The sequence below is a fragment of the Sphingomonas ginsenosidivorax genome (assembly GCF_007995065.1).
GTDB lineage: Bacteria > Pseudomonadota > Alphaproteobacteria > Sphingomonadales > Sphingomonadaceae > Sphingomonas > Sphingomonas ginsenosidivorax.
Genome location: NZ_VOQR01000001.1, coordinates 3637321 through 3649454, shown reverse-complemented (window position 1 = coordinate 3649454; position 12134 = coordinate 3637321). Strand labels below are relative to the sequence as shown.

Sequence of the window (12134 nt, the reverse complement as noted above, 5' to 3'; positions counted from 1 at the left end):
CCCCAGCGAAGGCTGGGGTCTCGTGCGGCAAGGGCTCGCTTTTCTAACGGGAGACCCCAGCCTGCGCTGGGGTGACGGTGTGGGGGGGGGACGCTATCCCGGCCGGCGCATCTGGAACAGCGCGTCCTCGGTGATCGCGAAATAATCCGCCGGGCCGCCGCCGCGCAAAATCGGCTCCGCGCGGGCGGTCTGGTAGATTCCGTCCTCCAGCAACGCCGCGTCGATATGGATCGCGACCGCCTCGCCCAGCACCAGCCACTGATCGAGCTCGGTGCCCTCCTTGGTCTGCAGCCGGACGATCTGCGTCACCTTGCATTCGAACTGCGCGCGGCTCGCCGCGACGCGCGGCGGCTTGACGTGCAGCGACGCCAGCGTCTCGATCCCCGCCAGCGCGAACTCGTCGACGTCGGCCGCGACGTTGGCGGCCGTGGCGTTCATCGCCTCGCCCAGGTCGCGCGTGACGAGATTCCAGACGAACTCGCCGGTCGCCGCGATGTTCGCGACGCTGTCCTTCCACCCCATCGACGAGAAGCCGATCAGCGGCGGGCGATAGTTGAACAGGTTGAAGAAGCTGTAGGGCGCGAGGTTCGCCACGCCGTCCGCGGACAACGAGCTGACCCAGCCTATGGGGCGCGGCGCGACGATCGCGTTGAGGGGGTCGTGCGGCAGGCGGTGGCCATTTGCGGGTTGGTAAGAATGCCATTCGGTCATGGCCGCATCCCTGCTACGTTCAGGTTCGATTGCCTAGTAGAAGACCGAGCATGACCGAACCCGTCCTCATCAAGCGTCACGCCGTCGCGACCCGTGTCTGGCATTGGGTGACCGCGATCACGATGTTCATCATGATCGGCAGCGGCGTCGGCATCCTCAAGGCGCATCCGCGATTCTACTGGGGCCGCTACGGCGCGAATTTCGATTCGGCGTGGACGACGCTCGACCAGTGGCCGAACTGGGTGGTGACGGGGCTCAACCTGATCACGATTCCCGCCAGCTACAATCTCGCCATATCGCGCCGCTGGCACCTGCTGTTCGCGCTGGTGCTCGCCTTCGCGCTGCTCGGGTTCATGGTCGTCAGCCTGATCAACCGCCATTTCCAGCGCGATCTGCGCGTACGCGCGGCGGAGATCGCGCCGCGGGAACTGGCGCACGACGTCCGCGAGCATCTGGCGCTGCGCTTCCACGATCCGCGGAAGCCCGGCGCGTACAACATCCTGCAGAAGCTCTCCTATGTCGCGACGATCTTCGTGCTCATCCCGCTGATGATCTTCACCGGCCTCGCGATGTCGCCCAACATGGACGCGGCCTGGCCGTGGCTGCTCGACCTGTTCGGCGGGCGGCAATCGGCGCGGTCGATCCACTTCATCGCCGCGAGCGGGCTGACACTGTTCATCGTCGCCCACCTAGCGCTCGTCATCCTGGCAGGCGTTTGGAACGAGGTGCGCTCGATGATCACCGGGCGCTGGGCGCAACCGGAGGACGCGGCATGATCCTGACGAGACGCGCGCTGGTCGGCGGCGCGGCGATCGGTGCCGGTGCGCTGCTCACGGGCTGCGACAAGGTGATCCAGCATCCAACGGCGCGGCGAATCCTGTTCATGGGCGAGGAGATGAACCGTGGGCTGCAGCGCGCACTGACCGACCGCGCCGCGCTCGCGCCCGAGTTCAGCCCTGCGCAGATGTCGCCGATCTTCCGCTCGAACGGCACGCGCGATCCCGGCACCCCCGGCTATACCGCGATGGTCGCCAACAATTTCGCGGACTATCGGCTAAAAATCGGCGGGCTGGTCGACCGGCCGCTGTCGCTGACGTTGCCGCAAATTCGCCAGATGCCGCAGCGCGCGCAGATCACGCGGCACGACTGCGTCGAGGGGTGGAGCGCGATCGGCAAATGGCAGGGCCCGAAGCTCGGTGCGCTGCTCACCGCGGCGGGGTTGCGGCCCCAGGCGCGCTACATCGTCTTCACCTGCGCCGACCTGTACCGCGGCACGCCCTATTACGAGTCTATCGATCTGGTCGACGCCTTCCACCCGCAGACGATCCTCGCCTGGGCGCTGAACGACCGCGTGCTCGACGTCGCGCACGGCGCCCCCGTGCGGCTGCGCGTCGAGCGGCAGCTCGGCTACAAGCACGCCAAATACGTCATGGCGATCGACGCGGTCGCGAGCCTCGACGGTATCGGCAAGGGCAAGGGCGGCTATTGGGAGGATAACGTCGATTACGACTGGTATGCGGGAATCTAGCCACGCACCCGTCACCCCAGCGCAGGCTGGGGTCTTGTGCGGCATGCGCGCTTTAGCAACGGGAGACCCCGGCCTGCGCTGGGTGACGGAAAGACGGGGTGGCGCATTTCCGTACCAGTCGTTAGCACCCGCAGCATGGCACTCATCGATCGTTTCTTCGCCCGGTTCGTCAAGCGCGGCCAGATCACCGTCACCTATGCCGACGGCACCATCAAGAGCTTCGGCACGCCCGACGCGACGCTGCCGAGCGTCGCGGTCCGGTTCACCGACACGGGCGCACCCGGCGCGATCGTCCGCAACCCGGCGCTCGGCGCGGCGGAGGCGTTCATGGACGGGCGCCTCGTCATCGACCAGGGCGACATCCGCGACCTCGTCAACCTGCTCAAGGGCAACACGCCCTGGGAGAAGGGCGACGCGCTCAAGCCCTCGCTGCCGATCAAGCTGCTCGACAAGGTCGTCCACCGCGTCGACCGCGTGAACATGGCCAGGCGGTCGAAGAAGAACGTCGCGCATCACTACGACCTGTCCGACCGGCTCTACGACCTCTTCCTCGACGCCGACCGCCAGTATAGCTGCGCGTACTTCACCGATCCCGCCAACAGCCTCGAACAGGCGCAGGGCGACAAGAAGGCGCATATCGCCGCCAAGCTGCTGCTCAAGCCCGGCATGCGCGTGCTCGATATCGGCTGCGGCTGGGGCGGGATGGCGCTCTACCTGCACGAGAAGACCGGTGCCGAGGTGCTCGGCGTCACGCTCTCCGAGGAACAGCTGAAGGTCGCGCGCCGCCGCGCCGAAGAGGCCGGCGTCGCCGACAAGGTCAAGTTCGAGCTGATCGACTACCGCGCGGTCACCGGCCAGTTCGACCGGATCGTGTCGGTCGGCATGTTCGAGCATGTCGGCCCCGCGCACTACAAGGCGTTCTTCCGCAAGTGCCGCGAGCTGCTGACCGCCGACGGCGTGATGCTGCTCCACACGATCGGGCGGATGGGCGTGCCGGGCGTCACCGACACCTTCACCACCAAGTACATCTTCCCCGGCGGCTACAACCCGGCGCTGTCGGAGATCGTTCGCGGCTATGAAGGCACCAAGCTGTTCCCGACCGATATCGAGGTTCTCCGCGTCCATTACGCGATGACGATCGACCTCTGGTACGACCGCACCGTCGCCGCAAAGGACGCGATCGTCGCGCTGTACGACGAGCGGTTCTATCGGATGTGGACGTTTTACCTGGCGGGTGCAGCGGCCGCGTTCCGCACCGGGGGGATGGTCAACTACCAGGTGCAGCTCGCCAAGAGCCGCTACGCCGTGCCGTTGACGCGCGACTATATCGGCGAGACCGAGCAGGCGTTTCGCGGCTAGTCCGTCATCCCGGGCTTGTCCCGGGATCCAGGGTAACGGAACGCAGCGCCTGTAACCCTGGATCCCGGGACGAGCCCGGGATGACGAAGGGTCTTACCGCCCGCCCTTCGCCGCGGCCGCGCGCTCTTCGCCGCCGATCTTGCCGTCGCCGTTCGCGTCATATTTCGCGAACGTCGCCGCGAGCAGCGCCTGCGCCTCGGACTGGCTTACCTTGCCGTCCTTGTTCTTGTCCGCCGATCCGAACCACAGATCCGCCATCCGCTTGGCATGGACCGGGTCGAGCTTGCCCTTTCCGGTCTTCATCTGACCGATCCGCGCCTGCACTTCCGCGCGCGTGAGGACGCCGTCACTGTTGGTGTCCGACGCGGCGAACTCCTTCTGGAACTTGGCCGCGGCCGATGCGCGGGTTTCCTGCGCGAGCGCGGGCGTCGCGAGGCCGGCGAGCGCGAGGATGGCGAAAGTCTGACGGAACACAGGTGTCTCCAATTGATCTGCGCGCGGGCCTAGCCCAGCCGGCTTGTACGCCCAATGAACGCGCGCGGTTGCACGCGCGGTCCCATGCGCATAGGGGCGCGGGCATATTTCACTTGCCCAAGGACTGCACCATGAGCGATTCCATCAACCGCGTCGTCCTCGCCTATTCGGGCGGTCTGGACACCAGCGTGATCCTGAAATGGCTGCAGCAGACCTACAACTGCGAGGTCGTCACCTTCACCGCCGATCTCGGCCAGGGCGAGGAACTCGAGCCCGCGCGCGCGAAAGCCGAGATGATGGGCGTCAAGCCCGAGCACATCTTCGTCGACGACCTGCGCGAGGAATTCGTGCGCGACTACGTCTTCCCGATGATGCGTTCGAACGCGCTGTACGAGGGGCTGTACCTGCTCGGCACGTCGATCGCGCGGCCGCTGATCGCCAAGCGCCAGATCGAGATCGCCAGGATGGTCAACGCCGACGCGGTCAGCCACGGCGCGACCGGAAAGGGCAACGACCAGGTCCGCTTCGAGCTCGGCTATTACGCGCTGTCGCCCGACATCAAGGTGATCGCGCCCTGGCGCGAGTGGGATCTCACCAGCCGCACCAGGCTGATCGAGTTCGCCGAGCAGCACCAGATTCCGGTCAGCAAGGACAAGCGCGGCGAAGCGCCCTTCTCGACCGACGCGAACCTGCTGCACACGTCGTCCGAGGGCCTGGTGCTCGAGAACCCGTGGGACGAGGTCCCCGACTATGTCTATTCGCGCACGGTGAACCCCGAGGACGCGCCCGACGCGCCCGAATTCATCACGATCGACTTCGAGCGCGGCGACGGCGTCGCGATCAACGGCGAGGGGATGAGCCCGGCGACGTTGCTCGCCAAGCTCAACGACCTCGGCCGCAAGCACGGCATCGGCCGCCTCGACCTGGTCGAGAACCGCTTCGTCGGCATGAAGAGCCGCGGCATGTACGAGACGCCGGGCGGCACGATCTATCACCTCGCGCATCGCGGGATCGAGCAGCTGACGCTCGACCGCGGTGCCGCGCATCTGAAGGACGAGCTGGCACCGCGTTATGCCGAGCTGCTCTACAACGGCTTCTGGTTCAGCCCCGAGCGCGAGATGCTGCAGGTGGCGATCGACCACAGCCAGGAGAAGGTCTCGGGCACCGTCCGCCTCAAGCTCTACAAGGGCGGCGTGTACGTCGTGGGCCGCAAATCGCCCAACTCGCTCTATTCGGAAAAGGTCGTGACGTTCGAGGACGACCAGGGCGCGTACGACCAGCGCGACGCCGCGGGCTTCATCAAGCTCAACGCGCTGCGTCTGCGGCTGCTCGGGCGGCGCGACCAGATCTGAGAAGACGTCGGCGGCAACCTTTTTCTCCCCTCCCTGAAAGGGAGGGGCTGGGGGTGGGTCGGGTTCCGCATCATGGCGCCGGTACGTCACAAACGGGCCAACCCACCCCCGACCCCTCCCTTTCAGGGAGGGGAGAAGTTATGCTCCGCTCTGCGCGCGCCTCAACCTCACGATCCGTTAACCACAGCTTAGAACCTCTGCCCCCATGGCAGTCCCACCTCGTTGGGAATGCCATGGATGCCGGACACCGTAGACGTAGCGATCATCGGCGCCGGCCCCGCCGGGCTCACCGCCGCCTATCTGCTCGGCAAGGCGGGCTACAGCGTCACCGTGATCGAGCGGGACCCGACCTATGTCGGCGGGATCAGTCGCACGGTCGAGCATGACGGCTTCCGCTTCGACATTGGCGGCCACCGATTCTTCTCGAAATCGCAGGCGGTGGTCGATCTCTGGAACGAGATCCTGCCGGACGATTTCATCGAACGCCCGCGGATGAGCCGGATCTATTACGAGGGCAAATTCTACAGCTATCCGCTGCGCGCGTTCGAGGCGCTCGGCAATCTCGGGCTGTGGCGTTCGACGTTGTGCATGGCGAGCTATGCGAAAGCCAAGCTGCGTCCCCGGAGCACCGTCCGCAGTTTCGAGGACTGGGTCGTCAACCAGTTCGGGCACAAGCTCTATTCGATCTTCTTCAAGACCTATACCGAGAAGGTCTGGGGCATGCCGTGCGACGCGATGTCGGCGGACTGGGCGGCGCAGCGGATCAAGGGGCTGAGCCTCGGCGGCGCGGTGATCGACGGGCTCAAGCGCTCGCTCGGGCTCAACCGCAAGCCAAACGACGGCATGCAGACCAAGACGCTGCTCGAAAGTTTTCGGTACCCGCGACTGGGGCCCGGGATGATGTGGGACGCCGCGCGCGACAAGGTGCTCGCGCAGGGCAACACCATCCTGATGGGTCATGCGCTCAAGCAACTCGCGCAGGAAAGCGGCACCGACCGCTGGCGCCTCACGGCGACCGGCCCGGACGGCGCGACGGTCGCGATCGCGGCCCGCCACGTCATCAGCAGCGCACCGATGCGCGAGCTGGCCGGCCGGCTGCACCCGCTGCCCGGCACGCTGCCGCAGGCGGCGGCCTTGCGCTACCGCGACTTCCTGACCGTCGCGCTGATGATCAAATCGCCCGACCTGTTCCCCGACAACTGGATCTACATCCACGATTCGAAGGTGAAGGTCGGCCGCGTCCAGAATTTCCGCAGCTGGAGCCCGGAGATGGTCCCCGACGCCGACATCGCCTGCGTCGGCCTCGAATATTTCTGCTTCGAGGGCGACGGGCTCTGGGCGTCGAGCGATGCCGACCTCGTCGCGCTGGCGACGAAGGAAATGGCGATCCTCGGCCTGTGCGACCCGGCGCACGTTACCGGCGGCGTCGTGGTGCGGCAGGAAAAGGCGTATCCCGTCTATGACGAGGACTATCGCGACAATGTCGACGCGCTCCGGCAGGAAATCGAGGCGCGCCATCCGACTTTGCACTGCGTCGGGCGCAACGGCATGCACCGCTACAACAACCAGGATCACGCGATGATGACCGCGATGCTCACCGTCCGCAACATCCAGGCCGGCGCGCGCATCCACGATATCTGGACCGTCAACGAGGACGCCGAATATCACGAGGCGGGCCAAGAGGGCGAACAGGCAGCGCTCGCCTCGGTCCGCGACGTGCCGACACGCCTCAAGGCCGCATGACCGAAGTGGCCGTGCGCGCGGCACGATACTGACCGACTCATCGCAGCGGCCCTTGTCTAGACCGCCTGCCCGCCCCTAGGGTCCGCGGCGACATGACGACACAGGGGGACAGGACGGGCGGCGACCAGCTGCGCTGGTGGCAGACGCGGACATTCGTGATCGCGGTGGCGCTCGCGTCGATCATCCCGCTGCTGTGGCCGCAGATCCCGCCCTTGGTCGACCTGCCCGGGCATATGGGCCGCTACCGCGTCCAGCTCGCGATCGACGACAATCCTTGGCTGTCGCAGTGGTACGACTTTCGCTGGTCGCTGATCGGCAATCTCGGCGTCGACCTGCTGATCGAGCCGCTGGCGCCGATCTTCGGCCTCGAGCTCGCGGTCAAGCTGATCGTGATGGCGATCCCCGCGCTGACCGTGTCGGGGCTGCTGTGGATCGCGCGCGAGGTGCATGGCCGGATCCCGGCGACCGCTTTGTTCGCGCTGCCGCTGGCGTACAGCTATCCCTTCCAGTTCGGCTTCGTGAACTTCGCGCTGGCGATGGCGCTCGCGCTCAACATGTTCGCATTGTGGCTGCGGCTGGGGCGGCTGAACCGGTTGCGGCTGCGCGCCGCGGTGTTCGTGCCGCTGTCGTGCCTGCTCTGGCTCTGCCACACCTTTGGCTGGGGCGTGCTCGGCATCCTCGCCTTCTCGGCGGAGCTGATCCGCCAGCATGACATCCGCCGGAATGGCGCGCAGCACGGCTGGGTGAACGCGTTCGTCCGCGCGGGGCTCAACTGCCTGCCGCTCGCGCTGCCGATGGTGATGATGGTGCTGTGGCGGTCGGGCGACCACGTCACCGGCAAGACGCAGGACTGGTTCGACTGGCGCTGGAAGATGAACTGGATCACGATGATCCTGCGCGACCGCTGGATGCCGTTCGACATCGCGTCGGTGACGTTGCTGTTCGTCATCCTGCTGCGCGGCGTGCGCGACCAGCGGATCGAATATTCGCGCAATCTGGGGCTCTCCGCCGCCTTCCTGCTGGTCGTCTACATCCTGTTGCCGCGGATCGTGTTCGGGTCGGCCTATGCCGATATGCGGCTCGCGCCGTTCATGCTCGCCTTCGCGCTGATCGCGCTGCGGCCGCGGCCGGGCGTGTCGCTGCGCGGCGCGTCGGTGATCGCGGCGATCGGGTTCAGCTTCTTCGCCGCGCGGCTGACCGCGACCACGGTCAGCTATCTGATCTACGACCGCGCCTATACGCAGGCGCTGGCTGCGATCGACCGCGTCCCCGAGCGCGCCCGCGTGGTCTCGTTCGTCGGCCGGCGGTGCCGCGACGACTGGGCCTATACGCGGTTGGAGCATGTCCCCGCGCTGCTGCTGGAACGGCGGATGGCGTTCACCAACGATCAATGGTCGATGGCCGGCGCGCAGCTGATGACGACTCGCTATCACGACGCGGGCGGGTTCGCGCACGACCCGTCGGAGATCGTTACCGACCGCCCCTGCCGCGGGCAGTGGTGGCGGCCCATCTCGAAGGCGCTGGGGCAGTTCCCGCGCGCGGCGTTCGACTATGTCTGGCTGATCACGCCGCCCGCCTACGACCCCGCGCTGGTCCGCGACCTGACGCCGGTGTGGCGCGACGAGACCAGCACGCTGTTCCGGGTCAACCGGCTTGAGGATCGCCCCGCCGGAACGGAGTGAGCTCCTGCAGGCAGTCGCGGTCCGCCGCGACTGCCTCGCGCTCGCGCACCAGATAGTCGGCGATCGCGCGGCGGAAGCCGGGATCGGGGATATAGTGCGCGGAATAGGTCGCGACCGGCGAATAGCCGCGCGCCAGCTTGTGCTCGCCCTGTGCGCCCGCCTCGACCGTCGTCAGCCCGCGCGCGATCGCGGCGTCGATCGCCTGGTAATAGCAGAGCTCGAAATGGAGGAACGGCACCTCCTCGGTCGCGCCCCAATAGCGCCCGTACAGCGTATCGTCGCCGATCAGGTTGAGTGCGCCCGCTACGGCCACCCCGTCGCGCTCGGCGAAGATCAGCAGGATGCGATCCGCCATTGCGGACCCCAGCAGGTCGAAGAAGCGCCGCGTCAGATAGGGCTGCCCCCATTTGCGCGCGCCGGTATCCTGGTAGAACACCCAGAACGCGTCCCAGTGCGCCGGCGTTATCTCGGCGCCGGTCAGGTGCCGGATCGTCAGCCCCTCGACCGCCGCGACCCGCTCCTTGCGGATCGCTTTCCGCTTGCGTGACGACAGCGCACCGAGGAAGTCGTCGAACCCTGCATAGCCGTCGTTGCGCCAGTGGAACTGCGTGCCCTGGCGGATCAGCCACCCCGCCGCCTCGAACAGCGGCACCTCGTCGGGCGCAATGAAGGTCGCGTGCGCGGACGACAGCCCGCTCTGGTCGGTCACTGCCTCGAGCGCGGCGATCAGCGCGGGCGCGAGATCCGGGTCGCGCAGCAGCAGCCGGGGTCCGGGCACCGGGCTGAACGGCGCCGCGATCTGCAGCTTCGGATAATACTGCCCCCCGGCCCGCTCCCACGCGTCGGCCCAGCCCTGGTCGAAGACATATTCGCCCTGGCTGTGGCTCTTGGCATAGGCGGGGGCGATCGCGGCGGGGCGGCCGTCGGCGCCGTCGATGACGATCGGCAACGCCTGCCAGCCCGAGCGGCCGTTGACGCTGACCGATTCTTCGAGTGCAGCGAGGAAGGCATGGCCGACGAACGGATTACTCGTGCCTGCGCACGCGTCCCAATCCACGGCGTCGATCGTCGTGACGCCTTGGGCGATGCGAGCGGTGAGTGCGGTCATCGTGGATAGATGGTGCGATCGGCCATGAATCGCAAAGCCTTCCGCATACTGCGTTCCCCGGCGAAGGCCGGGGCCCAGCTGGGAGACGTCCGTGGTGAAGGGCGGTCCACGGTCACATCGGCCTTCCCGCCTGGGCCCCGGCCTCCGCCGGGGAAGCGCTCAAGACAGCGGCGTACGAGGGTTACGCGGCAACCTGCACGATCGCGTCGATCTCGACCGCGGCGCCGAGCGGCAGCACGGGCACGCCGACTGCCGAGCGCGCATGCTTGCCGGCGTCGCCGAACAGCGCGACCATCAGTTCGGAGGCGCCATTGGCGACCTTGGGCTGGTCGGTGAAGTCGCCGGTGGAGTTCACGAACACGCCGAGCTTGACGATCCGCTCGACGCGGCCGAGCGAACCGCCGAGCGCCGCCTTGACCTGCGCCAGGATCATCAGCCCGCACAGCCGGGCGGCCTCCTGCGCATCCTCGATGCTGACGCCGTCGCCGAGGCGACCGGTGACGAGCTGGCCGTCCTTGAACGGCAGCTGGCCCGAGACATGGAGCAGATTGCCTGCGAGGACGGTCGGCACATAGGCGGCGACGGGGGCGGCGGCCTGCGGCAGCGCAAGGCCAAGCTCTTCGAGCTTGCGGTCGATACGATCGGTCATTCCTCGGTATCAACACGGTCGGGCTACCCGGTCAAGATGGCGCGCGGTTGGATCGCAGGAGGTGCCCGCACGCCGCGACGAACCGCGGCTTTCAGGCGGTTCCCGCACGTCCTGCATGCATTCGATGCAACCGCGATCGCACGTTACAAAATTGCGACAAGGCGCAACTATGCCCATATCCGCCTTGCCGGATATTTCTCCGGCGTCGGAGACCTACCCATGCGCATGTTCGAAACCGTGACCAGCACCATGCTGGTGATCGCGGCCCAGGCGCTGGTGGTCGGGGTGGTCGTAACCGCCTTCTGATCCATCGGCCCGCCCGCCCCTCCCAGGAGGGGCGCGGCTAGGGCGGTGTCCCGACAGCCTGACCGCTCCGATGCGGACCCATTGCGTGGTCTTGCCGGCAAAACGGACGGGTCATCGATAGCGGTTTTTTAGACGTCCCTGCACTGTCCCTACACTTCGCAGAAACCTGCGGAGGGACATTTGGGGGATCGACCATGCGTTTGCGCCATTTCCTGCTCGCATCGGCCTTCGTGGCAGCGACGTCACAGGCTCAGGATGAAGTCCCGCAGTCTCGCCCCTCGCTCGATGCGGCTTTGCCCGACGAGGTTCGCGCTGCACTTATTGGCATGACCAAGGTCGAGACCCTGTTTCCGGTCGACGGCTCCGAACCGTTTGCAGGCACGGTATTGAAAGCCGACGTGGTCAGCTTCTCCCCCGGCAGCGAACTTGTCCTGCAGAATGTGTCGGCTCCCTATATCGTGATTGCGGCCCGGGACGTGAAGTTCCCGGATGCCACCTCCAGCTACCGCATCCGCTTCGTGGATGCGCCGGCGGCGGACGGCGTCGACGGGCCTGATGGGGCTCGCGGCGCAAATGGTCAGGGCGAGCAGAATTTCAACGGCCGACCGGGCGCGGCGGGCGCAACGGGCCAGCCGGGCGGCACAGGTACGACGCACGCACTGCCGCACGTCTATTTCATCGTCGACCATTTCTCCGTCGCGAATGACCCGAAGCCGCGCTCGATCAATCTCTCGCTCAAGCTACGTGGTGTGACCGGCGGCGACGGAGGACGCGGCGGCGCAGGCGGCGACGGGGGCGACGGGGCGGAGGGCAAGAAGGGGTCCGACGGAGTCTTCGATTGCAAGCATGGCGGCGGCGACGGTGGCCGCGGTGGCGACGGTGGTTCGGGCGGGCCTGGCGGCGGCGGTGGCCAAGGTGGCGACGGAGCAGCGCTCACGTTCGTATCGACCTCACTCGGCGTCAGCCAGTTCGGTTACGCGTCAATTCTCAATCAAGGCGGATCAGGTGGCGGCAACGGCGCTGGCGGTCGTGCCGGACGCCCAGGCTATGGGGGACCGGGCGGCCATGGCAGCGTACATTGCGGTGGTGGACATGGCGGCAGCGCGGGCACGCGACGCGCCCCCGGTGCAGATGGGCCGGACGGTGCCCGTGGCCAGAAGGGCGTTGTCGAACTGATCAGCGTCCCATCGGTACCGATCGTCTGAACGATGGGACGGAGGCT

At 67.0% G+C, this 12134-nt stretch carries 12 protein-coding genes; 8 read left to right on the top strand and 4 right to left on the bottom strand.

Going from position 1 to position 12134, the window contains the following annotated elements; translation table 11 throughout:
* Positions 1-93: 93 nt before the first annotated feature.
* Positions 94-711: a flavin reductase family protein gene (locus FSB78_RS16740; protein ID WP_147083680.1), complete on the bottom strand. Its 618-nt coding sequence runs from the start codon at positions 709-711 to the stop codon at positions 94-96.
* Between the two features lie 50 nt (positions 712-761).
* Between FSB78_RS16740 and FSB78_RS16735 the strand changes: the two genes are divergently transcribed.
* From FSB78_RS16735 to FSB78_RS16725, 3 genes are all read left to right on the top strand, one after another.
* The gene (locus FSB78_RS16735; protein WP_147083679.1) at positions 762-1487 is read left to right on the top strand and encodes a cytochrome b/b6 domain-containing protein; all 726 of its coding nucleotides are present in this window, start codon (positions 762-764) and stop codon (positions 1485-1487) included.
* Positions 1484-2239 carry a molybdopterin-dependent oxidoreductase gene (locus FSB78_RS16730; RefSeq protein ID WP_147083678.1) on the top strand — a complete coding sequence of 252 codons (756 nt, stop codon included), beginning with the start codon at positions 1484-1486 and terminating at the stop codon, positions 2237-2239. The genes FSB78_RS16735 and FSB78_RS16730 overlap by 4 nt, the downstream gene beginning before the upstream one ends.
* Before the next feature lie 135 nt (positions 2240-2374).
* Positions 2375-3598 carry an SAM-dependent methyltransferase gene (locus FSB78_RS16725; protein WP_147083677.1) on the top strand — a complete coding sequence of 408 codons (1224 nt, stop codon included), beginning with the start codon at positions 2375-2377 and terminating at the stop codon, positions 3596-3598.
* 93 nt (positions 3599-3691) lie between these two features.
* Here the strand turns inward: FSB78_RS16725 and FSB78_RS16720 are convergent, their stop codons facing one another.
* Complete coding sequence (locus FSB78_RS16720; protein WP_147083676.1) at positions 3692-4072, bottom strand: EF-hand domain-containing protein; 381 nt, start codon at positions 4070-4072, stop codon at positions 3692-3694.
* A gap of 131 nt (positions 4073-4203) precedes the next feature.
* Here FSB78_RS16720 and FSB78_RS16715 point away from each other — a divergent pair, with 131 nt between their 5' ends.
* The 3 genes from FSB78_RS16715 to FSB78_RS16705 all read left to right on the top strand — a co-directional run bounded on the left by FSB78_RS16715 (position 4204) and on the right by FSB78_RS16705 (position 8849).
* Entirely contained in the window at positions 4204-5424 is a 1221-nt protein-coding gene (locus FSB78_RS16715) for an argininosuccinate synthase (RefSeq protein ID WP_147083675.1), read from the top strand.
* Positions 5425-5661: 237 nt separating this feature from the next.
* Positions 5662-7167, top strand: coding sequence for an NAD(P)/FAD-dependent oxidoreductase (locus FSB78_RS16710; protein ID WP_242008363.1), 1506 nt, complete (start codon positions 5662-5664; stop codon positions 7165-7167).
* Between the two features lie 92 nt (positions 7168-7259).
* Positions 7260-8849: a hypothetical protein gene (locus FSB78_RS16705; RefSeq protein WP_242008361.1), complete on the top strand. Its 1590-nt coding sequence runs from the start codon at positions 7260-7262 to the stop codon at positions 8847-8849.
* Here the strand turns inward: FSB78_RS16705 and FSB78_RS16700 are convergent.
* Both FSB78_RS16700 and FSB78_RS16695 read right to left on the bottom strand, forming a co-directional pair.
* Positions 8812-9957 (bottom strand): GNAT family N-acetyltransferase, encoded by a 1146-nt coding sequence (locus FSB78_RS16700; RefSeq protein WP_147083673.1) that lies wholly within the window; start codon positions 9955-9957, stop codon positions 8812-8814. The genes FSB78_RS16705 and FSB78_RS16700 overlap by 38 nt on opposite strands.
* Before the next feature lie 181 nt (positions 9958-10138).
* Positions 10139-10606, bottom strand: a complete 468-nt coding sequence (locus FSB78_RS16695; RefSeq protein ID WP_147083672.1) for a RidA family protein — start codon at positions 10604-10606, stop codon at positions 10139-10141.
* 36 nt (positions 10607-10642) lie between these two features.
* On the opposite strand from FSB78_RS16695, the gene FSB78_RS16690 reads away from it, so the two are divergent.
* Complete coding sequence (locus tag FSB78_RS16690) at positions 10643-10912, top strand: hypothetical protein (RefSeq protein ID WP_147083671.1); 270 nt, start codon at positions 10643-10645, stop codon at positions 10910-10912.
* A 194-nt stretch (positions 10913-11106) separates the two neighbouring features.
* On the top strand, positions 11107-12117 hold the full coding sequence (locus tag FSB78_RS19680; protein ID WP_158638032.1) for a hypothetical protein: 1011 nt from the start codon (positions 11107-11109) through the stop codon (positions 12115-12117).
* Positions 12118-12134: the final 17 nt, after the last annotated feature.